The following is a 23,017-nucleotide window of genomic DNA, read 5'->3' on the forward strand; positions in this document are numbered from 1 at the left end:
CTCGGGCGCCGCCGTTAGCGTCAGATGTGCAGGATGAATTCCTTGACCAGCTTGCTGCCGAAGTAGGCCAGCATCAGCAGGCAGAAACCCGCGAGGGTCCAGCGGATCGCCTTGTGGCCGCGCCAGCCGAGCTGGTGGCGGCCCCACAGCAGTACGCCGAATACCACCCAGGCGAAGCAGGAGAGGATGGTCTTGTGCGCCAGATGCTGGGCGAACAGGTTGTCGACGAACAGCCAGCCGGAGATCAGCGACAGCGAGAGCAGCGACCAGCCGCCCCAGAGGAAGCCGAAGAGCAGGCTTTCCATGGTCTGCAGCGGCGGGAAGTTGCGGATCAGGCCCGACGGGTGCTTGTGCTTGAGCTGATGGTCCTGCACCAGCAGGAGCAGCGCCTGGACCACGGCGATGGTCAGCAGGCCATAGGCCAGGATCGACAGCAGGATGTGGGCGAGGATGCCGGGCTGCTCGTTGATCGGCTCGATGGTGCCGTGGGGCATCAGCACGGCCAGCAGGGTGGTCAGCGCGCCGAGCGGATAAAGGAAGATCAGCAGGTTGTGCACCGGGATGCGCAGGCACGCCAGCAGGGTCAGGGCGGTAACCGCGGCGGAGATCAGGCTGGCGGCGTTGAAGAAGTCCAGCGCCAGGCCCGCGGGCGTCAGCAGCTCCTGGCTCAGGCTGTACGCCTGGCAGAGCAGGGCGACCAGGCCCAGCAGGAGGAGCAGCGGTTTCTGCGGCGGGGTGCGGCGGGCCAGGCTTGCGCCCTGGTAGGCGGTGGTGCCGATATAAAGGACGGCGGCGATCAGGCTGGGCAGCAGAGGTTGCATAAGTCCTTGGAACAGTCCTTCGACGGGGGACCCGAAAGGTGCTGAGTTTGGCACAGATCGCCCGCGCCTAGAAAGCCGCTGAGAACAGTTCGCTACTGGCCTGCGAAGCGGTCCGTCACATCGGGATCATCGGCGGTGTTGGCGTTGGCCGCACTTGGTTATAATCGGCGGCTTGCTGACAAGCCAAACCCTGGTCCGACCGGGCCTGATTAGGAACGCGCATGTTCGAAAACCTTACAGATCGCCTCTCGCAAACGCTGCGCCACGTCACCGGCAAGGCCAAGCTGACCGAGGACAACATCAAGGACACGCTCCGCGAAGTGCGGATGGCCCTGCTGGAAGCCGACGTGGCCCTGCCGGTGGTCAAGGACTTCGTCGCCAAGATCAAGGATCGCGCGGTCGGCACCGAAGTTTCCAAGAGCCTGACCCCGGGCCAGGCCTTCGTGAAGATCGTCCAGGCAGAACTGGTCGAGCTGATGGGCGCGGCCAACGAGGACCTCGACCTCGCAGCAGCCCCGCCGGCGGTCATCCTGATGGCCGGCCTGCAGGGCGCGGGCAAGACCACCACCGCCGGCAAGCTGGCGCGCTTCCTGAAAGAGCGCAAGAAAAAGTCCGTGCTGCTGGTGTCCGCCGACGTCTACCGTCCGGCGGCGATCAAACAGCTGGAAACCCTGGCCAACGACCTGGACGTGACCTTCTTCCCGTCCGACACCAGCCAGAAGCCGGTCGCCATCGCCGAAGCGGCGATCCGCGAAGCCAAGCTGAAGTTCATCGACGTGGTGATCGTCGACACCGCCGGCCGTCTGCACATCGACGCCGACATGATGGACGAGATCAAGCAGGTCCACGCGGCGATCAAGCCGGTGGAAACCCTGTTCGTGGTCGACGCCATGACCGGCCAGGACGCCGCCAATACCGCCAAGGCCTTCAATGATGCGCTGCCGCTGACCGGCGTGGTGCTGACCAAGGTCGACGGCGATGCCCGTGGCGGTGCTGCGTTGTCCGTGCGCGCCATCACCGGCAAGCCGATCAAGTTCCTTGGCATGGGCGAGAAGAGCGAGGCGCTCGATCCGTTCCACCCCGATCGCGTGGCCTCGCGCATCCTCGGCATGGGTGACGTGCTCAGCCTGATCGAGCAGGCCGAGCAGAGCATGGACCGCGAGAAGGCCGAGAAGCTCGCGAAGAAGATCAAGAAGGGCAAGGGCTTCGACCTGGAAGACTTCCGCGATCAGCTGCAACAGATGAAGAACATGGGCGGCCTGGGCAGCCTCATGGACAAGCTGCCGATGCTCGGCGGCGTCAACCTGTCGCAGATGGGCAACGCGCAGAACGCGGCGGAGAAGCAGTTCAAGCAGATGGAGGCGATCATCAACTCCATGACTCCTGCCGAGCGCCGTGATCCGGAAGTGATCAGCGGCTCGCGCAAGCGCCGCATCGCCATGGGTTCGGGTACCCAGGTGCAGGACGTTGGTCGCCTCATCAAGCAGCACAAGCAGATGCAGAAAATGATGAAGAAGGTCACCGCCAAGGGCGGCATGGCCAAGATGATGCGCGGCATGGGGAGCATGTTCCCCGGCGGCATGCCCAAGATGTGAGGCCAGACGGCTCGCCGCCTGGCGGGCCGGACGCGCTGCGGCTTGCGGCGCGTGGCTTTAGCTCATAGAATATGCGGCCTTTCGGGCTATGTGCCCGAGGGCTGCATTTCTTTTTTGCAAGCAAACCATAGGAACAACGTACGCATGGTAACCATTCGTCTGGCTCGTGGCGGCTCCAAGAAGCGCCCGTTCTATCACCTGACCGTGACCAACAGCCGCAACGCTCGTGACGGCCGTTTCGTCGAGCGCGTCGGCTTCTTCAACCCGGTCGCCACTGGCGCCGAAGTCAAGTTCTCGGTCAACCAGGAGCGTCTGAACTACTGGCTGAGCCAAGGCGCTCAACCGTCTGAGCGTGTTGCTCAGCTGATCAAGGAAGCCGCCAAGGCTGCCTGAGATCGATGAACACGAATACTGCTCCCGCCGAGGAGATGGTTGTTCTCGGCAAGATCGTATCGGTGCACGGTATTCGTGGTGAGGTGAAGGTGTATTCCTTTACCGATCCGTTGGACAACCTGCTGGACTATCGCCGCTGGACGCTCAAGCGTGGCAACGAAGTTCGACAGGCTGAGCTGGTCCAAGGTCGCGTGCAGGGCAATGTCCTGGTCGCGAAGCTGAAGGGACTGGATGATCGCGAGATCGCCCGCACCTTCGCTGAATTCGAAATCCTGGTTCCGCGCAGCGAGCTGCCGGTGCTGGACGATGGCGAGTTCTACTGGAGCCAGTTGGAAGGTCTCAAGGTGATCGACCAGAACGGGCAACTGTTCGGGATTCTCGACCACATGCTGGAGACCGGCGCCAACGATGTGATGGTAGTCAAGCCCTGCGCAGGCAGCCTGGACGACCGTGAACGCCTGCTCCCGTATACGGATCAGTGCGTGAAATCGGTAGACCTGGAAGCCGGCGAGATGCGGGTGGACTGGGACGCGGACTTCTAGCCCATGTGGATAGGGGTTATCAGCATCTTTCCCGAGATGTTTCGCGCCATCAGCGACTATGGCATCACGAGTCGCGCGGTCAAGCAGGAGCTGATTCAGCTTCAGTGCTTCAACCCGCGAAGCAACACCGAGGACCGTCACCAGACGGTGGACGACAGGCCTTTCGGCGGTGGTCCCGGCATGGTGATGAAAATCAAGCCGCTCGAAGGCGCACTGGGCGATGCCCGGCAAGCCGCAGGCGGACCGGTGAAGGTGATCTACCTCTCGCCGCAAGGTCGCAAGCTCACGCAGGCGGCCGTGAAAGAACTGGCGAACGAGGAACGACTGATCCTGATCGCCGGGCGTTACGAAGGCATCGACGAGCGTTTCATTGAAGAGCATGTCGATGAGGAATGGTCAGTTGGCGATTACGTCCTGTCCGGGGGTGAGCTTCCGGCCATGGTGCTGATTGACGCGGTCACGCGGTTGTTGCCCGGTGCACTGGGCCACGTGGACTCCGCCGAGGAGGACTCCTTCACGGATGGCCTGCTCGACTGTCCGCACTACACCCGACCCGAGGTGTACGCAGACAAACGTGTTCCTGAGGTGCTGCTCAGCGGCAACCACGAACACATCCGGCGCTGGCGTTTGCAGCAGTCCTTAGGCAGGACCTGGGAACGACGTGCCGATCTTCTGGATTGCCGCTCGCTTTCTGGAGAAGAGAAAAAGCTGCTGGAGGAATACATCCGCCAGCGGAACGATAGTTAACGTATCGATGGCCCGCGCCGTGCGCAGGTCTTAGGAGCACGAAATGACCAACAAGATCATTCAGCAGATCGAAGCTGAACAGATGAGCAAAGAGATTCCGGCGTTCGCCCCCGGCGACACCGTGATCGTCCAGGTTAAAGTGAAGGAAGGCGACCGTCAGCGTCTGCAGGCCTTCGAAGGCGTTGTCATCGGCAAGCGTAACCGCGGCCTGAACAGTGCTTTCACCGTTCGCAAGATCTCCAACGGCGTAGGCGTTGAGCGTACCTTCCAGACCTACAGCCCGCTGGTTGACAGCATCTCCGTCAAGCGTCGCGGCGACGTGCGCAAGGCCAAGCTGTACTACCTCCGCGAACTGTCCGGCAAGGCAGCTCGTATCAAGGAAAAACTGGCCTAATTCGCCGGTTGGTCCCGAAAAAAGCAGCCCACGGGCTGCTTTTTTCTTGCCCGTGATTTTTCGCTCTTGAATTGGATGTCCCATCTGCCCCGGCAGCGCATTAGAAACACAACATCCGCAGCACCGGCAGCCACCCTTATTGCATCAGGTAGCAGTGGCATGAGCCCCAGAGACCAGGAAATCCTCCGTCGTACGGAGCTTTCCGAAACCCGCGTGACCAAGGCGATCTTCCCGCCCACCACCAACCATCACAACACCCTGTTCGGCGGCACCGCGCTGGCCTGGATGGACGAAGTCTCGTTCATCGCCGCGACGCGCTTCTGCCGTTTGCCGCTGGTGACCGTGTCCACCGACCGCATCGACTTCAAGCACCCGATCCCCGCCGGCTCCATCGTCGAGCTGATCGGCCGGGTAGTGAAGGTCGGCAACACCAGCCTCAAGGTCGAGGTGGAAGTGTTCGTCGAGAGCATGTCCGCCGACGGCCGCGAGAAGGCCATCCACGGGCTGTTCAGCTTCGTCGCTATCGACGACGAGAAGCGCCCGGTACCGGTCCTGCCCGGTTTCGAGGCCTGAAACGCAAGAAGGCGCCCGCGGGCGCCTTCTTGCGTGATGGCTCGCCTTCAGTGACGCAGGCTGATCTTCAGCGAAGCCTGGGACAGGTCGATGTTCTGCAGGCTCAGGCTGCCCATGCTCTGGGTCTTGGGTGCGCCGGCGACGCGGATGTTGTCGAAGCGTACCTCGCCGATGGAGCTGGGCAGGCGTACGTTGATCGAGCCATCCGGGTTCAGGGACGAGGAAGCGTGCGCGGTGTCGTACTGCACGTCATGCAGCGAGGTCTCGGCATCGAGGCTGTCGACCACCGGCATCACGAGGCGCGACAGCTGCTTGATGGCGCCGACGCCATCGCCGCTCTCGGCACTGACCAGCAGGCTCTGCAGGGTGTCGTCGAAACCCTGGGCGCTGACGTCGCTCATCTCGCGGTCGCTCAGGGGCTTGAGGCCCTTGGGCGCTTCGTGGCGGGTGATGCTCGTCGGTGCCTGGCGCTGCACGTCGGCGCTGGCCAGCTGGAACGGGCTGAGCAGGGCGGCGACCAATGTCGCCGCCAGGCGCAGGTTGTTCTGCTTCTTCAGCGCGCGGCCGAGCTGGCGCTCGCTGATCCAGCCCTGCTGGATCAGGGTTTCGCCCAGGCGCAGTCCGTTGGTGAGCTGGAGCTGGATGGCCTTATCCAGCTGATGGGAGGTGATCAGGCCCTTGGTGACAAGGATCTGACCGAGGCGGGAGTTCTGTTGGCTAGGCATGGCATGGGCTTCGTGGGGCGCTATGATGGCGTGGTGCAATCATTGTCTTTCGGACACATTCTGTCACCAGCCTAAAGATAGGCTGACATGGCCGGTCGTCAGGTTGTCAGAGCCTGCACGGTGTCGTTCTTACTCACGGCGGTCTCCGCCTCTTCTTCGATCAGCGCGATCACCGTCCAGCCGCTGGCAGGGGCAAGCGGTTGCTCGGGGCTGGCTATGTGCAGCCGGCCACTGGGGTCACGGGCGAACAGCAGCAGGGCACGCTGGCCATGCTGCGCCTGGTATTCGTCCCAGCCGAAGTTGTCGCTGAGCAGTGTCGAGCGGACTTCCGCGCCGCGGGCGATCAGCCCGGCCATCTGCGGGTAGGTGACGAGACTCTGGCCCAGCGGATGACCGCGATGGCGGTCGCTGACCCGGTGCTTCTCGCTGCGACGGCTGTCCTGGCTGGAGGGCAGGATGAAGCGGTGGCGCGGACTGAATTCGTGGCGGAAGCTCATGCACATCAGGGCGTTCAGTTCGGCGTTGGGCGACAGTGCCAGCAGATGGCCCAGGCCGATCAGGTCGAGATGGGCCTCCGCGTGCTGCGAGGCGGGGTTGCCGAAGTAGGTCGGCAGGTGCTCCATGCGTGCCGCGCGGGTGTTCTCCCAGCTGGAGTCGGTGAGCAGCACCTTCACCCCGGCATTCTGCAGCCCGGTGCCGACGGCGCGGGCCACGGGGTTGGCGCCGATGATGAGGAACCCGGTGGGCACCGGCTCGGCCACCTTCAACAGGCGCGCCAGGGGGCGGGCGGTCGCGCTTTGCAGGATCACCGTGCCGATGATCACCAGGAAAGTCAGCGGCACCAGCACGCCGGCCTGGGCGTGGCCGGCTTCCTGCAGGCGAATCGCGAAGATCGCCGAGACGGCCGCTGCGACGATGCCGCGCGGAGCTATCCAGCTGAGCAGTGCGCGCTCGCGCCAGTTGAGTGATGAGCCTGCGGTGGAAACCAGTACGTTCAGCGGTCGGGCGACGAACTGGATCAGCGCCAGTACCAGCAGGGCGATCGGACCCAGCCCCAGCAGTGCCGAGAGGTCCAGTCGCGCGGCGAGCAGCACGAAGAGGCCGGAGATCAGCAGCACGCTGAGGTTTTCCTTGAAGTGCAGGATCTGGCGAACGTCGACGCCCTTCATATTGGCCAGGCGCAGGCCCATGACGGTCACCGCCAGCAGCCCGGATTCGGACATCAGCGTGTTGGAGAGCACGAACAGGCCCAGCACCACGGACAGCGACGCCAGGTTGTGCAGGTAGTCCGGCAGCCAGTGGCGGCGCAGCGCCACGCCCAGGGTCTGGCCGCCCAGCAGGCCGGCGACGATGCCGGTGCCGATCACGCTGAAGAAGGTCAGCAGGCTGTCGGTCCAGCCCGAGCCACTGTCGCTGGCGGCGATGAAGGTGTAGACCACCACCGCGAGCAGGGCGCCGATGGGGTCGATGACGATGCCTTCCCAGCGCAGGATGTTGGCGATGGTGGCGTTGGGGCGCACCACGCGCAGCATGGGGACGATCACCGTCGGGCCTGTGACCAGGGTGAGGGTGCCGAACAGCAGCGCCATCTCCCAGGTGAAGTCCAGCAGATAGTGGGTCGCCAGGGCGATCACGCCCCAGGTGAGCAGGGCGCCGACGGTGACCATGCGTCGCACCACCGTGCCGATTTCCTTCCACTCGTCCAGGTGCAGGGTCAGGCTGCCTTCGAACAGCACGAGGGCGACCGCCAGCGACACCAGCGGAAACAGCAGTGGGCCGAACAGCATCTCCGGCGATAGCAGGTGAAGGACTGGCCCCACCAGGATGCCGGTCAGCAGCAGGAACAGGATCGCCGGCAGGCGAAGTCTCCAGGCCAGCCACTGGCTGGCGAGGGAGGCGGCGCCGATGCCGGCGAGGGCGTAGTAGGTGCTGTGTTCATCCATGGAGCGGCGACATCCTGCGCAAGAGTGGTGAGGGTGATGGAGTCTATGAAAGACTACTCGCGCCGTAATTTCCTTAGCTCTGGCCTGAAATGACCCCGGTTCCCCATATTCTGATCGACCGCTTCCTCGATGCCCTCTGGTTGGAGAAGGGCCTGTCCGACAACACCCGCAGTGCCTATGGCAGTGACCTTGCGCTGTTCAATGGCTGGCTCGACGAGCGCAGCGTTGCGCTGGAGTCGGCCGGTCGCGATGTGATTCTCGATCACTTGGCCTGGCGCCTGGGTGAGGGCTACAAGGCACGTTCCACGGCCCGTTTCCTGTCCGGGTTGCGCGGTTTCTACCGTTATTGCCTGCGCGAGAACCTGATTACCGAGGACCCGACCCTGCTGGTGGAGTTGCCGCAGTTGGGCAAGCCGCTGCCCAAGTCGCTGTCGGAATCGGACGTCGAAGCCCTGCTGGCGGCGCCGGAGACCGACGACCCGCTCGGCCTGCGCGACCGCACCATGCTCGAGGTCCTGTACGCCTGCGGGCTGCGCGTGAGCGAGCTGGTCGGGTTGACCCTGGAGCAGGTGAATCTGCGTCAGGGTGTGGTGCGCGTGCTCGGCAAGGGCAGCAAGGAGCGCCTGGTGCCGCTGGGCGAGGAGGCGATCCGCTGGATCGAGCGCTACGTGCGCGAGGCCCGCGGTGATCTGCTGGCTGGCCGGCCGAGCGATGTGCTGTTCCCCAGCCTGCGCGGCGAGCAGATGACCCGACAGACCTTCTGGCACCGCATCAAGCTTCACGCAAAGGTCGCCGGCATCGGCAAGAGCCTGTCGCCTCACACCCTGCGCCACGCCTTCGCCACCCATCTGCTCAATCACGGCGCCGACCTGCGTGTGGTGCAGATGCTGCTGGGGCACAGCGACCTCTCCACCACGCAGATCTACACGCACATTGCCCGTGCCCGTCTGCAGGACCTGCATGCCCAGCACCACCCGCGTGGGTGAGTGGCGCTGGCAACGCATGCGTTGCCCCGCGAACGCCCGGCCATGGATGGCCGGGCTGGGGCTGAACCTGGGCAGGCTGTACCGACAGGGACGTCTACACCTTGTTCGATCTTTGCGGCCCAGGCCTTAACCTCTACTCCCGCCGAAGCTTCCGGCTACAGCCTTTGGCTCGGTCTTGCCGGTCCGGTGTGATAGTCTTCGCCGACTGACATCAGGAGCTTTCCATGCGTTTGTCCCGACTTCTGACTGCCGCGGCTTTTGGCCTCGTCAGCACCCTCGCTCTGGCGGCCGAGCCGGACCAGGCGATCCGCACCACCCTGCAGTCCCTGCAGCCTGACCTGCCCATCGAGAACATCTCCAAGGGCCCCCTGGAAGGCATCTACCAGGTGCAGCTCAAGGGCGGTCGCATTCTCTATGCCAGCGCCGACGGCCAGTTCGTCGTACAGGGCAACATCTACCAGGTGAAGGACGGCAAGCCGACCAACCTGACCGAGAAGGCCGAGAGCGCCGGTGTGGCCAAGACCATCAACGCCATCGCCGCCAAGGACATGGTGGTGTTCCCGGCCAAGGGCGAAACCAAGGCGCACATCACCGTCTTCACCGACACCACCTGCCCGTACTGCCAGAAGCTGCACGCCGAAGTGCCGGAACTGCAGAAGCGCGGCATCGAAGTGCGCTACCTGGCCTTCCCGCGCCAGGGCCCGAACTCGCCGGGTGACGCCCAGCTCCAGGCCGTGTGGTGCTCCAAGGACCGCCAGGCGGCCATGAGCGACATGTTCCACGAGAAGGAAGTGAAGGCCGCCAAGTGCGAAAACCCGGTGGACGCGCAGTTCGCTCTGGGTCAGATGGTCGGTGTGCAGGGAACCCCGGCGATCATCCTCGCCGATGGCACCCTGCTGCCGGGCTACCAGCCGGCCGGCCAGATCGCCAAGCTGGCTCTGGAAGCCAAGTAAGGCGCGGCTTGCGCACTGATTGACTAATGCGGAACCGCTTCGTAATGTTCGGTTCCTTTTGACTAGGGAGCAGGCAGTCCGCCTGTTCTGACATGGTGCCTGCTCCCATGCCCGCCTCGTTGCGGGCATCGGCGTCTCAGGCGCCCCGATGCTGTAATCATGGGGAGTTTCAGCGTGAAACCGGTGAAAGTGGGAATCTGTGGGTTGGGGACCGTCGGTGGCGGTACCTTCAATGTACTCAAACGCAACGCCGAGGAGATTGCCCGCCGTGCCGGGCGTGGTATCGAGGTTGCGCAGATTGCCGCCCGTCGCCCCAATCCGAAGTGTGAAACCGGCAGTACCCCCATTACTGCCGACATCTTCGACGTGGCGAACAACCCGGAAATCGACGTGGTCATCGAGCTGATCGGTGGCTACACCCTGGCTCACGAGCTGGTGCTCAAGGCCATCGAGAACGGCAAGCACGTGGTCACCGCCAACAAGGCGCTGATCGCCGTGCACGGCAACGAAATCTTCGCCAAGGCCCGCGAAAAGGGCGTCATCGTCGCCTTCGAGGCCGCGGTGGCCGGCGGCATCCCGGTGATCAAGGCGATCCGCGAGGGCCTGGCCGCCAACCGCATCAACTGGCTGGCCGGCATCATCAACGGCACCGGCAACTTCATCCTCACCGAAATGCGTGAGAAGGGCCGCGCCTTTGCCGACGTGCTCAAGGAAGCCCAGGCGCTGGGCTACGCCGAAGCCGACCCGACCTTCGACGTCGAAGGCATCGACGCCGCGCACAAGCTGACCATCCTGGCGTCCATCGCTTTCGGTATTCCGCTGCAGTTCGACAAGGCCTACACCGAAGGCATCACCCAGCTGACCACCGCCGACGTGAACTACGCCGAGGCCCTGGGCTATCGCATCAAGCACCTGGGCGTCGCCCGCCGTACCGACAAGGGCATCGAGCTGCGCGTACACCCGACCCTGATCCCGGCCGACCGCCTGATCGCCAACGTGAACGGCGTGATGAACGCTGTCATGGTCAATGGCGACGCTGCTGGCTCCACGCTGTTCTACGGCGCTGGCGCCGGCATGGAGCCCACCGCTTCCTCGGTGGTCGCCGACCTGGTGGACGTGGTTCGCGCCATGACCGCCGACCCGGAGAACCGCGTACCGCACCTGGCCTTCCAGCCGGACTCGCTCTCCGACCACCCGATCCTGACGATCGATGCCTGCGAAAGCGCCTACTACCTGCGCATCCAGGCCAAGGACCATCCGGGCGTACTGGCCCAGGTGGCGACCATCCTCTCCGAGCGCGGCATCAACATCGAATCGATCATGCAGATGGAAGTCGAAGAGCATGACGGTCTGGTGCCGATGATCCTGGTTACCCACCGCGTGCTCGAGTCCCGCATCATCGAAGCCATCGCCGCGCTGGAAGCGCTGGATGACGTCGTCGGCAATGTCGTACGCATCCGCGTCGAACAACTGAACTGAATCGAACGCGGCGGCGCCTGTGCGCCGCCGCCAACCCGAAGGTTTCACACCATGCGTTACATCAGTACCCGCGGCCAGGCGCCCGCGCTGAACTTCGAAGACGTCCTGCTCGCCGGCCTCGCCAGCGATGGCGGCCTCTACGTGCCGGAAAACCTGCCGCGCTTCACCGTGGAAGAGATTGCCTCCTGGGCCGGCCTGCCGTACCACGAACTGGCCTTCCGCGTGATGCGCCCGTTCGTTGCCGGCAGCATCTCCGATGCCGACTTCAAGAAGATCCTCGAAGAGACCTACGGTGTCTTCGCCCACAACGCCGTGGCGCCGCTGCGTCAGCTCAACGGCAACGAGTGGGTGCTGGAGCTGTTCCACGGTCCGACCCTGGCCTTCAAGGACTTCGCCCTGCAACTGCTGGGCCGCCTGCTCGACCATGTGCTGACCAAGCGCGGAGAGCGCGTGGTGATCATGGGCGCCACCTCCGGCGACACCGGCTCGGCCGCCATCGAAGGCTGCAAGGCCTGCGAGAACGTCGACATCTTCATCATGCACCCGCACAACCGTGTGTCCGAGGTGCAGCGCCGTCAGATGACCACCATCCTCGGCGAGAACATCCACAACATCGCCATCGAAGGCAACTTCGACGACTGCCAGGAGATGGTCAAGGCTAGCTTCGCCGACCAGGGCTTCCTGAAAGGCACCCGTCTGGTGGCGGTGAACTCGATCAACTGGGCACGGATCATGGCCCAGATCGTCTACTACTTCCACGCCGCCCTGCAGCTCGGCGCGCCAGCCCGCTCCGTGGCCTTCTCGGTGCCCACCGGCAACTTCGGCGACATCTTCGCCGGCTACCTGGCGCGGAACATGGGCCTGCCGGTCAGCCAACTGATCGTCGCGACCAACCGCAACGACATCCTGCACCGCTTCATGTCCGGCAACCGCTACGACAAGGACACCCTGCACGCGTCGCTGTCGCCGTCCATGGACATCATGGTCTCGTCCAATTTCGAGCGCCTGCTGTTCGACCTGCACGGTCGCAACGGCAAGGCAGTCGCCGAGCTGATGGACAACTTCAAGGCCACCGGCAAGCTGGCCGTCGAGGATGACCGCTGGACCGAAGCGCGCCGCCTGTTCGATTCGCTGGCGGTGAGCGACGAGGAAACCTGCGAGACCATCGCCCAGGTCTTCGCCGAGTCGGGCGAGCTGCTGGACCCGCACACCGCTATCGGCGTACGTGCTGCCCGCGAGTGCCGCCGCAGCCTGTCCGTGCCCATGGTCACCCTGGGTACCGCGCATCCGGTCAAGTTCCCGGAAGCTGTGGAAAAGGCCGGTATCGAGGCCGTTCCGGCACTGCCGGCGCACCTGACCGACCTCTTCCAGCGTGAAGAACGCTGCACCGTGCTGCCGAACGAACTGGCCAAGGTCCAGGCCTTCGTCAGCGCCCACGGCAACCGCGGCAAACCGCTCTAAAGCGCGGATCGCCGTTCGAAGAAGCCCGCCTCCTGGCGGGCTTTTTCATGCCTGCGATCTGGATTCGGCCAGGGCCATGAAACATGCCGTCATGACCAACGGTACTGAGAGCGGCGAACTTTATCGCCGATCGTGCGGTCTTTTTCTGCGTGTTTTTCATTTCGCAACAAGGAGATACGACATGGACCGGCTGAGCGCCCTGCTGACCGAGACCTTCGCTCCCTACGCTCCCTCCCTGGGCCCGGCACGCCCCGATGGCGGCCGTATTCTGACCCTCACCAACGACGATGGAGACGTAATTCTGCGGCGTGTCATCGAAGGCCAGCACCTGTCCGACCATGAGCAGAGCGAAGAGGCGGTGCAGACCATCCGGCGCGACCTGCTGATCTCCGAAGGCCGCATGGAGGACGATGTCGTTTCCCAATTGCGCCAGCGTGCGCAGGTGCTGAGCTACGGCACCTGATCGACCTTGCAACGAAAACGCCGCCCCAGGGGCGGCGTTTTCGTTTCCGTGCCTACAGCTTGCCGAGGTACTTCAGGCGTGAGCGGATGCCGCCTGTGGTTCGGCCATGTTCGCGGGCGATGGCTGCGACGGTCTCCCCGGCCTCGAATCGCTCCAGCAAAGCGGCTTCCTCCGCTGTTTGCCAGGGTTTGCCGGCCTGCTGGGGCAGGGCACGGGGCTTCGGGGCGGGCACCTCCAGCGCGTGGATGGCGTGGAACAGGGCACGGATCACTTCCGGTGCCTGGCACGGGTCGTCGATGGCCAGGGGCGCGTCGTGGCGCGGGTCGATGCCCTGGGCGAGCTTGCGCAACACGGCGAGGGTGTCGGCGAGATGGTCGGCGTTCATGGCGGCTCTCCTTGTTGAATCCGCAGATGCTTGGTGAGCCCTGAACGATTGTCTGTCGGATGCAGCGGGAGATGCGGCAGAAATGGCGGAGCCGCTGTAGGAGCAATCTCGCTCCTACAAGAACGGTGCGGACCGCTCGCCAATAAAAAACGGCCCCGAAGGGCCGTTTCTCATCGCAGCGGGAAGGATCAGCCGCCGAGGTACGCGTCACGCACCTTGGGGTTCACCAGCAGGTTGGCACCGGTGTCCTGCATGACGATGCGACCGTTCTCCAGCACATAGCCGCGGTCGGCGAGCTTGAGCGCCTGGTTGGCGTTCTGCTCGACGAGGAACACGGTCACGCCTTCCTGGCGCAGCTGTTCGACGATGTCGAAGATCTGCTGGATGATGATCGGCGCCAGGCCCAGCGACGGCTCGTCGAGCAGCAGCAGCTTGGGCTTGCTCATCAGCGCGCGGCCGATGGCGAGCATCTGCTGTTCGCCGCCGGACATGGTGCCGCCGCGCTGGTTGAAGCGTTCCTTCAGGCGCGGGAAGAGCCCCAGGACCTTGTCCATCTGCTCCTGGTAGTCACCCTTGCTGGTGAAGAAGCCGCCCATGGCGAGGTTCTCTTCCACGGTCAGGCGGGCGAACACGCGACGGCCTTCAGGCACGACGGCGATGCTCTTGCGCATGATCACAGAGGATTCCTTGCCGACCAGCTCTTCGCCCATGTAGGTGATGCTGCCGGAGGAGGCGCGCGGCGAACCGCACAGGGTCATCAGCAAGGTCGACTTGCCGGCGCCATTGGCGCCGATCAGGGTGACGATCTCACCCTGCTGGACTTCCATGCTGACGTCGTGCAGCGCCTGAATCTTGCCGTAGAAGGTGGAAACCTTGTCGAACTTCAGCATGACTCAGGACTCCCCCAGATAGGCTTTGATCACATCCGGGTTGCCGCGGATTTCCTCCGGGGTGCCGTCCGCAAGCGGGGTGCCCTGGTTGATCACGTAGATGTGGTCGGAAATGCTCATCACCAGCTTCATGTCGTGCTCGATGAGCAGGACGGTGACGCCGTGCTCGGAGCGCAGCATGGCGATCAGCGCCTTGAGGTCCTCGGTTTCCCGCGGGTTCAGGCCGGCCGCCGGCTCGTCCAGCATCAGCAGCTGCGGACGGGTCATCATGCAGCGGGCGATCTCCAGGCGGCGCTGCTGGCCGTAGGCGAGGGTGCCCGCCGGGCGGTTGGCGATGTCCTTGAGGTTGACGATTTCCAGCCAGTGCGAGGCGTAGTCCAGGGCCTCGGCTTCCGCGCGACGGAAGGCCGGGGTCTTGAGAAGGCCGGCGAGGAAGTTGGTGTTGATGTGCCGGTGTTGCGCCACCAGCAGGTTCTCCACCGCGGTCATCTCCTTGAACAGACGCACGTTCTGGAAGGTCCGCACCACGCCCTTGTGGGCGATCTTGTGGCCCGGCAGGCCCTGGATGGGCTCGCCGCGCAGCAGGATTTCGCCGCCGGTGGGCGCGTAGAAGCCGGTCAGGCAGTTGAACACGGTGGTCTTGCCGGCGCCGTTGGGGCCGATCATCGAGATCACCTGTTTTTCCTGGACCTTCAGGGCCACGTTGTTGACGGCCAGCAGCCCGCCGAAGCGCATGGTGAGGCCGGCTACTTCAAGAATCGGTCGGCTCATTTTCGCAACTCCAGGTGCGGGCGCTGCATGGGCAGGAGCCCCTGCGGACGCCAGATCATCATCAGCACCATGAGGGCGCCGAACATCAGCATGCGGTACTCGCTGAACTCACGCATCAGTTCGGGCAGCAGGATCATCACCACGGCGGCCAGGATGACGCCGAGTTGGGAACCCATGCCACCCAGCACCACGATGGCGAGGATGATGGCCGATTCGATGAAGGTGAACGACTCCGGCGTGACCAGGCCCTGGCGCGCGGCGAAGAAGCTGCCGGCGAAACCGGCGAAGCAGGCGCCGAGGGTGAAGGCGGAGAGCTTGATCAGCGTCGGGTTCAGCCCCAGCGCGCGGCAGGCGATCTCGTCTTCGCGCAGGGCTTCCCAGGCTCGGCCCAGGGGCATGCGCAGCAGACGGTTGATCACGAACAGCACCAGCAGCACCAGCAGCAGCGCGACCAGGTAGAGGAATACGACCTTGTAGTTCGAGTTGTAGGCGATGCCGAAGAACTCGTGGAAGGTCTGCATTCCCTCGGGGGCGCGGCGCTCGAAAGTGAGGCCGAACAGCGTCGGCTTCTCGATGTTGCTGATGCCGTTGGGGCCGCCGGTGAGCCAGGTCATGTTGCGCAGCAGGATGCGGATGATCTCGCCGAAGCCCAGGGTCACGATCGCGAGGTAGTCACCGCGCAACCTCAACACCGGGAAGCCGAGGATGAAGCCGAAGAACGCGGCCATCAGGCCGGCGATCGGCAGGCACACCCAGAAGCCCAGGCCGTAGTAGTGCGACAGCAGCGCGTAGCTGTAGGCGCCCACGGCGTAGAAGCCGACGTAGCCGAGGTCGAGCAGGCCGGCCAGGCCCACGACGATGTTCAGGCCCAGGCCCAGCAGCACGTAGATCAGGATCAGGGTGGCGATGTCCACCGCGCCGCGCGAGCCGAAGAACGGCCAGGCGAGGGCGACGAGAATCAGCACCATGATGATCTTGCGTTGCACGGAGGCGTGGGTCAGACGTTCGGCCAGCCTGGTGTGCGGGTGCGACAGCGCCTGTTTCACGCTGCCGCCGAAGGCGAAGCGATCACGCACCAGTTGCCAGACGAACATCAGCACGGCGCAGGCGGCGATGGTCCACAGGCGGGTGGGGCTGACGTTCTCCAACTGCAGGCCGATGCCGATCACGCTGAGCTTGATGCCCAGCACCGGATAGGCGACGGCCATCACCAGCAGGGCGCTGAAGAAGGCGGTCTTGAGTTTCTGGCTCATACCTTTTCCACCTCCGGGCGACCGAGAAGGCCAGTGGGGCGGAAGAGCAGCACGAGCACCAACAGGGTGAACGCCACCACGTCCTTGTACTGGTCACCGAACACGTCGGCGCCAAAGGCTTCGGCAACGCCCAGCACCAGCCCGCCGAGCATGGCGCCCGGAATGCTGCCGATGCCACCCAGCACCGCGGCGGTGAACGCCTTGATGCCGGCGAGGAAGCCGATATGCGGGTTGATCACGCCATACTGCAGGCCCAGCAGCACCGCGGCCACGGCGGCCAGGGTGGCGCCGATGACGAAGGTCAGGGCGATGATGTTGTTGGTGTTAATGCCCAGCAGGTTGGCCATCTTCAGGTCCTCCGCGCAGGCGCGGCAGGCGCGGCCCAGGCGGGAGCGGGAAATGAACATGGACAGGCCGTACATGGTCAGCAGGGTGACGATGAAGATCAGCACCTGCATGTACGAGATGGTGACGCCGCTCATCTCGTCCGGGCCGATGATGAAGTTACCCGGCAGCAGGTTGGGGATTGCCTTGTCCTTGGAATCCTGGGCCAGCAGAACCTCGTTCTGCAGGAAGATCGACATGCCGATCGCGGAGATCAGCGGAATCAGCCGGTTGCTTCCACGCAGGGGCCTATAGGCGATCCGTTCGATGGTGTAGCCGTAGGCGCTGGTGACGATGATCGCCGCGGCGAAGGTGCAGATGATAACGACAGGGAGACTAACGATCCCCATCATGGCCAGCCCCGTGATCACGATGAAGGCTACGTACGAGCCAATCATGTACACCTCGCCATGGGCGAAGTTGATCATGCCGATGATGCCGTAGACCATGGTGTAGCCGATGGCGATCAGGGCATAGGTGCTGCCGACGGTGAGGCCGTTGATCAGCTGTTGCAGGTAGTGATAGAGCTCAGGCATTACCTAACTCCTCGGGCGTCGCGTGAAGCGGCGCTTGTGGCGCGACGGACCCCCGGAATACTCGGATAAACAAAGCCCACTGCTGTGGGCAGTGGGCTTTGTGTGGCGGCGGGTGGCTTACTTGGCTTCGGTCTTGGTGCCGTCCTTGTGCCACTGGTAGACCACGAAGTTGAAGTTCTTCAGGTCGCCCTTCTCGTCGAAGCCCAGGTCACCGGTCGGAGTCGCGAAGGTGTTGGCGCGCAGCGCGGCTGCCACCTTGTCGGTGTCTTCGCTGCCGGCTTTCTTGATGCCTTCGGCGATGACCTGGACAGCGGCGTAGGCCGGGAACACGAACGGACCGCTCGGGTCTTCGTTCTTGGCCTTGAAGGCGTCAACCAGAGCCTGGTTCTTCGGATCCTGGTCGAAGGACTTCGGCAGGGTCACGTAGAGGCCTTCGGAAGCCGGGCCGGCGATGGCGGAGATCTCTTTGTTACCCACGCCTTCCGGGCCCATGAAGCCGACTTTAAGACCTTTCTCGGAAGCCTGGCGCAGGATCAGGCCCAGCTCCGGGTGGTAGCCGCCGTAGTAGACGAAGTCAACCTTGGCCTGCTTGAGCTTGGCGATCATCGCGGAGAAGTCCTTGTCGCCGGCGTTGATACCTTCGAACAGGGCGACCTTGATGCCAGCGTCTTCCAGGGTCTTCTTCACGGCAGTGGCGATGCCTTCGCCGTACTGCTGCTTGTCGTGGATCACGGCCACGGTCTTGGGTTTGATGTGCTCGGCGATGAACTTACCGGCAGTCGGGCCCTGCAGGCTGTCCAGACCGATGGTGCGGAAGATCAGCTTGTAGCCACGGGAAGTGATATCCGGGCTGGTGGAGGCGGCGGTGATCATCATCACGCCTTCGTCTTCGTAGATGTCCGAAGCCGGTTGAGTGGAGCTGGAGCACAGGTGGCCAACGACGAACTTGACGCCATCGTTGACGATCTTGTTGGCAACGGCCACGGCTTGTTTCGGATCGCAAGCGTCGTCGTAGACCACGCCTTCGAGTTGCTTGCCGTCGACGCCGCCGGCCTTGTTGATCTGCTCAATGGCCATCTTCGCGCCAATGAACTGCATCTCCCCATACTGGGCGACTGCGCCGGTCACCGGGCCGGCCAGAGCAATCTTGATGGTGTCGGCGGCCATGGAGAAGCTGGCAACGCCGGCGAGGGCCATGGCGGTGAACAGCTGGGAAAGACGCTGAGTACCCTTTTTCATAATGCTCCACTCTTCTTGTGTTTTCGTTTTTGTAGTCCTGGTCGCCAGCGGCTCACCGGACCGGGATTGCCCCGGACAGACCCACCGGCAACTGTACCGGTACAGTGTAGAGTGCCGCCGGACCGCTTGAAAAGCGGGTGGCGGGCAGCCGATTGTGGGCATGTCGCAAGATTGAAACAAACGTACAGAAAAACGGCGCTGTATGACTTTTCCTTGTGGGTTTCCGTCTCCAGCGAAAACGCCGTCCGAACCTTGCCTGGCGCGGTCCCGGCGCTATCATGGCGCCGTTCGTATACCAGGTGAGATTCATGACTGAACAAGCTAGCACCCTCTATGCCAAGTTGCTTGGCGAAACCGCGAAGATTTCCTGGCAGGAGCTCGCGCCCTTCTTCGCCCGCGGCAACCTGCTCAAGGTCGCGGCTTGCGCCGATCTGGTGGAGGTCGCGATGGGCGTTGCCGAGGACGACCGGACCAAGGTTGCCGGCTGGCTGGCCAGTGGTGATCTGAGCAAGGTCGACGAAAAGCTGGCGCAGGATTTCCACGATCGTGACCCGGAACTCTGGGCGGTGGTGATCGCGCCCTGGGTGCTGGTTCAAGAAAGAGTTCGAAAAGAGTCCGTGCACTGACACAGGGCGATTTCCAATTCGAAAAGGCCGGCTAGACTGTCGGGATTCCATAGAAGGAGATTCGCCATGTTCGAACCGGGCCATCTGCATCTCCAGTCCCTGCCGGGGCTGGGGGCGCAGGAGATCGACGCTCACATCAACTATGAAGTCCGCAAGGATGTGGAAAAAGGCACCATCGTCCACTTCACCATGAAGGGCGAGATCGACGGTAATTCCTTTACCGAAGAGTGGGACATGCCCAAGGAGCAGGCCTTCAACTTTGCCAGCGATGCCACCCGCATTGCGCAGAAGCACGGCCTGCACCCGCGCTTTGGCTCGATGGTGCGCAACCACAAGGAGTACGACGCGATGTTCGAGGACATCCGCCAGAAACTCGGCACCAACCCTGGCGACCCGATCGACCTCGACAAGGTGATCCACGGCGACTCGTAAGCGACGCATTCCGTAAAAAGCCCGGCCATGAGCCGGGCTTTTTATTGCGCCTCATCTGCCGCAGGACTCAGTGGCTCACCCAGCGCTGCCGCGCCCAGGCGCTGAGGCTGTCGACGCACAGCACCAGCAGCAGCATGGCGATGATCACTGTGGCCGCCTGGGCCTGCTGGAACAGGCTGAGGCTGAAATACAGCATCTGCCCCAGGCCGCCTGCACCGACGAAGCCGAGCACGCTGGCCATGCGGATGTTGTTCTCCCAGCGATAGAGCATGTACGCCACCAACTGCGGCCAGACCGCCGGAAGGGTGCCGTAGGCGAAGGCGGCGACGCGTCCGCCGCCGGCCAGGCGCACGGCTTCCGCCGGGGCGGTCGGGGTATTTTCCAGCGCCTCGGCGAACAGCCGGCCGAGCACGCCGCCGGTGTGCAGTGCCAGCGCGAGCGTGCCGGCGTTCGGGCCGAGCCCGGCGGCCAGCACCATCAGCGCGCCCCAGACCAGCTCCGGCACCGCGCGCAGGGCATTCAGGAACAGCCGCGAAAGACTTTGGGCGATACGCCCGAAACGCCCGGCCGCCGGTAGCGCGAGCAACATGCCCAGCAGCGCCGCAAGCAGGGTGCCGATGGCGGACATCGCCAGGGTTTCCAGGGCGCCGCGACCGACTGCCGTGAGGTGCGTGGCGCTCAGGTCCGGCGCGAGGAAGTCGCGGCCGTAGTCGAGCATCTGGCCGAGGCCGCGCGCGTCGAACAGTCCGCCGGTGTCCATTTCCAGGTAGGCAAAGGACGCGCCGATGGCGAGCAGGATCAGCAGCAGCCAGCCCAGGCTGCGCAGCAGGCCGGTCATTCGAGCCTCCCGCGCAGGAAGCGGCTGAGCAGGTCGGCGCCCAGCACCAGCACCAGGAAGGTCAGCAGGATGCTTGCCACCTCGCCCCCGGCGAACATGCGCAGCGACAGGTCGATCTGCTGGCCGAGGCCGCCGGCGCCGACGAAGCCCATCACCACCGAGGCGCGGATCGCGCACTCCCAGCGGTAGACGGTGTAGGAGATGAGTTCCGGCGCGGCCGAGGGCAGTACGCCGTAGGCGAAGGCCTGCAGCCGCGAACTGCCACCCAGCAGCAGGGCGCGGGTCGGGCGCGGGTCCACCGATTCGAAGATTTCCGCGTAGACCTTGCCGAGCATGCCGCCATAGGTGATGGCGATGGCCAGCACGCCAGCGGTGGGGCCCAGACCCACGGCGCGGACGAACAGCAGCGCCCAGACGATTTCCGGCACGCTGCGCAGCACGATGAGCAACCCGCGCACCGGCCAGCGCAGCGCCCGCGCCCACCAGGCCGGCAGGCCACCGCGGGGCAGGGCGGATATTGACAGCGCGCGCGTCGCCAGCAACGCGGCAGGGAATGCGATCAGCCAGGCCAGCGCCATGCCGGCGGTGGCGATGGCCAGGGTTTCCAGGGTGGCGCGGCCGAGCAGGGCGAGGAATTCCTCGTCGTGGGCCGGCGGCCAGAAACCGCCGAGGAAGTTGGCCATGGTCCGCGCGTTGTCGCCGCTGAACAGGCCGCCGATATCCAGCTCGGACAGGCGCAGGCCCGGCCACAGCAAGGCCAGGGCGAGCAGGGTGAGCAGCAGGCGCGGCAGCGCCGCCGGGTCGCGCGGCGGGCTCTTGGAAAGCGCGGGGTTCAGCATCGCGGAATCTGCACCACCAGCGGTTTGCCCACCGGCGAGGATGCGTCCTGCTGGCCGAGCTGCTCGTTGGCGTAGAGGGCGCGCAGGTCCTCGGGAGTGACGTTCTCCGCCGCCTTGTCGAAGGCGATGCGACCGTCGCGCACGCCGACTATGCGCGGGAAATGCTCCAGTGCCAGGTCCACCGCGTGCAGGCTGGCGAGCAGTGTCACGCCACGGTTCTGCGCTTCACGGGTGAGTACGCCGAGGGTATGGCCGGCGAGCACCGGGTCCATGGCCGAGACGGGTTCATCGGCCAGCAGCACTTCGGCCTGCTGGTACAGCGCGCGGGCGATGCCGACGCGTTGCAACTGGCCGCCGGAGAGCTGGTCGCAGCGCTCGAAGAGCTTGTCGCCAAGGTCCAGGCGCTGCAATTCGCTGCGGGCGCCAGCGCTGTCGACGGGGTAGAGCAGGCTGGCCAGGCTTTTCCACAGCGGCCACTGGCCTAGGCGGCCGGCGAGCACGGCGGTGACCACCCGCTGGCGCGGTGGCAGCGGCGGAGCCTGGTGCACCAGGGCAATGCGCGAGCGCAGGCGCTGGCGCGCAGGACCACTCAGCGCCCAGGGCTGGGTGCCGAGCAGGTCGAAATTGCCGGAAGCGGGTTTCAGTGCGGTGGCGAGGATGCGCAGCAGCGTGGTCTTGCCGGCACCCGACGGGCCGATGATCGCCACCCGTTCACCGGCAGCGACGCTGAGGTCGATACCGGCGAGCGAGCGCTGGCCGTTGGCGTGGATGTGCTCCACGCCGGTCAGTTTCAGGGTCACTTCAGCAGGCCGGCGGCGCGCGCCGATTCCTCGATGCCCTTGTAGTTGTCAGGCTGGGTCTCGATGAAGCGGCTGGCCGCCTGCAGGTCGAGGATTTCCTTGTCGCGCGGCTTGCTCGGGTCAAGGGCGAGGAAGGCCTTCCTGATCTTCTCGGCCAGGGCCGGGTCGAGGTTGCCGCGCACGGTCCAGTTGTAGTCGTAGTAGGTCGGGGTGGTGGCGAAGACCTTCACCTTGTTGGTGTCGACCTTGCCGCTGTCCACCAGCTTCTGCCAGACGGAGGCGTTCAGCACGCCGGCGTCGACCTTGCCGGCCTGGACCCAGGCGACGGTGGCGTCGTGGGCGCCGGAATAGGCCACGCGGGAGAAGAACTGCTCGGGCACCACGCCGTCCTTCTGCATGAAGTAGCGCGGCATCAGGCTGCCGGAAGTGGACGACACGGAACCGAAGGCGAAGGTCTTGCCCTTGAGGTCCTGGATCGATTTCACGTTCGGGTCGGCAGTGATGAATTTGCTGGTGAACTGCTGGTCCTGCTCGCGCTGTACCAGCGGGATGGCGTTGCCGGTCTTCAGGCGCGCCTGGACGAAGGTGAAGCCGCCCAGCCAGGCCATGTCGAGGCGATCCGAAGCCAGGGCTTCGACCACGCCGGCATAGTCGGACACCGGGATGAACTTCACCGGCATGCCCAGTTGCTCTTCCAGATAGGCACCCAGCGGCTTGAACTTGCGCAGCAGTTCGGTGGGGGCTTCATCGGGAATGGCCGAGACTTTCAGTTCTTTCGGCGTGTCGGCGTGGGCGAAAACGGCGGACAGGGACAGGGCAAAACCGGCGGCGAGCGCCAGGGAGCGTTTCAGCATGGGGAGAGTTCTCCGGTTCAATGGCGGAAAAAACTCCGGGAGTATAGTGGCGGCGCATCTGTTTGGCAGCTGGCACGTCGTCCGCCGGGTCAACT

26 protein-coding genes are annotated in these 23,017 nt (G+C 64.4%); 13 read left to right on the forward strand and 13 right to left on the reverse strand.

Going from position 1 to position 23,017, the window contains the following annotated elements:
• Nucleotides 1-20 precede the first annotated feature (20 nt).
• Nucleotides 21-821: an inner membrane protein YpjD gene (locus tag IB256_RS02195; protein ID WP_192291509.1), complete on the reverse strand. Its 801-nt coding sequence runs from the start codon at nucleotides 819-821 to the stop codon at nucleotides 21-23.
• A 221-nt stretch (nucleotides 822-1,042) separates the two neighbouring features.
• On the opposite strand from IB256_RS02195, the gene ffh reads away from it, so the two are divergent.
• The 6 genes from ffh to IB256_RS02225 all read left to right on the forward strand — a co-directional run bounded on the left by ffh (nucleotide 1,043) and on the right by IB256_RS02225 (nucleotide 5,065).
• On the forward strand, nucleotides 1,043-2,416 hold the full coding sequence (ffh, locus tag IB256_RS02200) for a signal recognition particle protein (RefSeq protein ID WP_081515914.1): 1,374 nt from the start codon (nucleotides 1,043-1,045) through the stop codon (nucleotides 2,414-2,416).
• A 144-nt stretch (nucleotides 2,417-2,560) separates the two neighbouring features.
• Nucleotides 2,561-2,809, forward strand: coding sequence for a 30S ribosomal protein S16 (gene rpsP / locus IB256_RS02205; RefSeq protein WP_192291507.1), 249 nt, complete (start codon nucleotides 2,561-2,563; stop codon nucleotides 2,807-2,809).
• 5 nt (nucleotides 2,810-2,814) lie between these two features.
• Nucleotides 2,815-3,351: a ribosome maturation factor RimM gene (gene rimM, locus IB256_RS02210; protein ID WP_192401133.1), complete on the forward strand. Its 537-nt coding sequence runs from the start codon at nucleotides 2,815-2,817 to the stop codon at nucleotides 3,349-3,351.
• Between the two features lie 3 nt (nucleotides 3,352-3,354).
• The gene (gene trmD, locus IB256_RS02215; protein WP_024766884.1) at nucleotides 3,355-4,098 is read left to right on the forward strand and encodes a tRNA (guanosine(37)-N1)-methyltransferase TrmD; all 744 of its coding nucleotides are present in this window, start codon (nucleotides 3,355-3,357) and stop codon (nucleotides 4,096-4,098) included.
• A 43-nt stretch (nucleotides 4,099-4,141) separates the two neighbouring features.
• Entirely contained in the window at nucleotides 4,142-4,492 is a 351-nt protein-coding gene (rplS, locus tag IB256_RS02220; protein ID WP_017522234.1) for a 50S ribosomal protein L19, read from the forward strand.
• A 159-nt stretch (nucleotides 4,493-4,651) separates the two neighbouring features.
• Nucleotides 4,652-5,065: an acyl-CoA thioesterase gene (locus IB256_RS02225; protein ID WP_192291503.1), complete on the forward strand. Its 414-nt coding sequence runs from the start codon at nucleotides 4,652-4,654 to the stop codon at nucleotides 5,063-5,065.
• Between the two features lie 47 nt (nucleotides 5,066-5,112).
• Here the strand turns inward: IB256_RS02225 and IB256_RS02230 are convergent, their stop codons facing one another.
• Together IB256_RS02230 and IB256_RS02235 are read right to left on the reverse strand one after the other, a co-directional pair.
• A complete protein-coding gene (locus IB256_RS02230) occupies nucleotides 5,113-5,790 on the reverse strand; it encodes a hypothetical protein (RefSeq protein WP_081515911.1) in 678 nt (225 codons plus the stop codon).
• A 98-nt stretch (nucleotides 5,791-5,888) separates the two neighbouring features.
• Nucleotides 5,889-7,733 (reverse strand): cation:proton antiporter, encoded by a 1,845-nt coding sequence (locus tag IB256_RS02235; RefSeq protein ID WP_081515910.1) that lies wholly within the window; start codon nucleotides 7,731-7,733, stop codon nucleotides 5,889-5,891.
• Between the two features lie 89 nt (nucleotides 7,734-7,822).
• Between IB256_RS02235 and xerD the strand changes: the two genes are divergently transcribed.
• The 5 genes from xerD to IB256_RS02260 all read left to right on the forward strand — a co-directional run bounded on the left by xerD (nucleotide 7,823) and on the right by IB256_RS02260 (nucleotide 13,075).
• The gene (xerD, locus tag IB256_RS02240; RefSeq protein WP_192401136.1) at nucleotides 7,823-8,719 is read left to right on the forward strand and encodes a site-specific tyrosine recombinase XerD; all 897 of its coding nucleotides are present in this window, start codon (nucleotides 7,823-7,825) and stop codon (nucleotides 8,717-8,719) included.
• A 224-nt stretch (nucleotides 8,720-8,943) separates the two neighbouring features.
• Entirely contained in the window at nucleotides 8,944-9,672 is a 729-nt protein-coding gene (locus IB256_RS02245) for a disulfide isomerase DsbC N-terminal domain-containing protein (RefSeq protein ID WP_081515907.1), read from the forward strand.
• A 174-nt stretch (nucleotides 9,673-9,846) separates the two neighbouring features.
• Nucleotides 9,847-11,151, forward strand: coding sequence for a homoserine dehydrogenase (locus tag IB256_RS02250; RefSeq protein ID WP_192401137.1), 1,305 nt, complete (start codon nucleotides 9,847-9,849; stop codon nucleotides 11,149-11,151).
• 51 nt (nucleotides 11,152-11,202) lie between these two features.
• Nucleotides 11,203-12,612 carry a threonine synthase gene (gene thrC / locus IB256_RS02255; RefSeq protein ID WP_138525064.1) on the forward strand — a complete coding sequence of 470 codons (1,410 nt, stop codon included), beginning with the start codon at nucleotides 11,203-11,205 and terminating at the stop codon, nucleotides 12,610-12,612.
• A gap of 181 nt (nucleotides 12,613-12,793) precedes the next feature.
• Nucleotides 12,794-13,075, forward strand: coding sequence for a DUF3509 domain-containing protein (locus IB256_RS02260; RefSeq protein WP_192291497.1), 282 nt, complete (start codon nucleotides 12,794-12,796; stop codon nucleotides 13,073-13,075).
• A 52-nt stretch (nucleotides 13,076-13,127) separates the two neighbouring features.
• Here the strand turns inward: IB256_RS02260 and IB256_RS02265 are convergent, their stop codons facing one another.
• From IB256_RS02265 to IB256_RS02290, 6 genes are all read right to left on the reverse strand, one after another.
• Nucleotides 13,128-13,460 carry a hypothetical protein gene (locus IB256_RS02265; RefSeq protein WP_192291495.1) on the reverse strand — a complete coding sequence of 111 codons (333 nt, stop codon included), beginning with the start codon at nucleotides 13,458-13,460 and terminating at the stop codon, nucleotides 13,128-13,130.
• 188 nt (nucleotides 13,461-13,648) lie between these two features.
• On the reverse strand, nucleotides 13,649-14,350 hold the full coding sequence (locus IB256_RS02270) for an ABC transporter ATP-binding protein (protein WP_045210454.1): 702 nt from the start codon (nucleotides 14,348-14,350) through the stop codon (nucleotides 13,649-13,651).
• A gap of 3 nt (nucleotides 14,351-14,353) precedes the next feature.
• On the reverse strand, nucleotides 14,354-15,121 hold the full coding sequence (livG, locus tag IB256_RS02275; RefSeq protein WP_081515899.1) for a high-affinity branched-chain amino acid ABC transporter ATP-binding protein LivG: 768 nt from the start codon (nucleotides 15,119-15,121) through the stop codon (nucleotides 14,354-14,356).
• Nucleotides 15,118-16,374, reverse strand: a complete 1,257-nt coding sequence (locus tag IB256_RS02280) for a high-affinity branched-chain amino acid ABC transporter permease LivM (RefSeq protein ID WP_192291493.1) — start codon at nucleotides 16,372-16,374, stop codon at nucleotides 15,118-15,120. Before IB256_RS02280 ends, livG begins: the two co-directional genes overlap by 4 nt.
• Nucleotides 16,371-17,294, reverse strand: coding sequence for a high-affinity branched-chain amino acid ABC transporter permease LivH (gene livH / locus IB256_RS02285; protein ID WP_138215390.1), 924 nt, complete (start codon nucleotides 17,292-17,294; stop codon nucleotides 16,371-16,373). Before livH ends, IB256_RS02280 begins: the two co-directional genes overlap by 4 nt.
• Before the next feature lie 117 nt (nucleotides 17,295-17,411).
• Nucleotides 17,412-18,533: a branched-chain amino acid ABC transporter substrate-binding protein gene (locus IB256_RS02290; protein ID WP_081515893.1), complete on the reverse strand. Its 1,122-nt coding sequence runs from the start codon at nucleotides 18,531-18,533 to the stop codon at nucleotides 17,412-17,414.
• A gap of 308 nt (nucleotides 18,534-18,841) precedes the next feature.
• Between IB256_RS02290 and IB256_RS02295 the strand changes: the two genes are divergently transcribed.
• Both IB256_RS02295 and IB256_RS02300 read left to right on the forward strand, forming a co-directional pair.
• Complete coding sequence (locus IB256_RS02295; protein ID WP_192291491.1) at nucleotides 18,842-19,159, forward strand: DUF2288 domain-containing protein; 318 nt, start codon at nucleotides 18,842-18,844, stop codon at nucleotides 19,157-19,159.
• A 66-nt stretch (nucleotides 19,160-19,225) separates the two neighbouring features.
• Nucleotides 19,226-19,591 carry a DUF5064 family protein gene (locus tag IB256_RS02300; RefSeq protein ID WP_138215389.1) on the forward strand — a complete coding sequence of 122 codons (366 nt, stop codon included), beginning with the start codon at nucleotides 19,226-19,228 and terminating at the stop codon, nucleotides 19,589-19,591.
• A gap of 67 nt (nucleotides 19,592-19,658) precedes the next feature.
• Here the strand turns inward: IB256_RS02300 and phnE are convergent, their stop codons facing one another.
• The 4 genes from phnE to IB256_RS02320 are packed head-to-tail and all read right to left on the reverse strand — an operon-like array spanning nucleotide 19,659 to nucleotide 22,922.
• Nucleotides 19,659-20,429 carry a phosphonate ABC transporter, permease protein PhnE gene (gene phnE, locus IB256_RS02305; RefSeq protein WP_081515888.1) on the reverse strand — a complete coding sequence of 257 codons (771 nt, stop codon included), beginning with the start codon at nucleotides 20,427-20,429 and terminating at the stop codon, nucleotides 19,659-19,661.
• Nucleotides 20,426-21,268, reverse strand: a complete 843-nt coding sequence (locus tag IB256_RS02310; RefSeq protein WP_151188062.1) for a PhnE/PtxC family ABC transporter permease — start codon at nucleotides 21,266-21,268, stop codon at nucleotides 20,426-20,428. Before IB256_RS02310 ends, phnE begins: the two co-directional genes overlap by 4 nt.
• A complete protein-coding gene (locus tag IB256_RS02315) occupies nucleotides 21,262-22,068 on the reverse strand; it encodes a phosphonate ABC transporter ATP-binding protein (protein ID WP_081515884.1) in 807 nt (268 codons plus the stop codon). The genes IB256_RS02310 and IB256_RS02315 overlap by 7 nt, the downstream gene beginning before the upstream one ends.
• Nucleotides 22,065-22,922, reverse strand: a complete 858-nt coding sequence (locus tag IB256_RS02320; RefSeq protein ID WP_081515883.1) for a putative selenate ABC transporter substrate-binding protein — start codon at nucleotides 22,920-22,922, stop codon at nucleotides 22,065-22,067. The genes IB256_RS02315 and IB256_RS02320 overlap by 4 nt, the downstream gene beginning before the upstream one ends.
• Nucleotides 22,923-23,017: the final 95 nt, after the last annotated feature.

The organism is Pseudomonas sp. PDM17 (assembly GCF_014851985.1).
Classification (GTDB): domain Bacteria; phylum Pseudomonadota; class Gammaproteobacteria; order Pseudomonadales; family Pseudomonadaceae; genus Pseudomonas.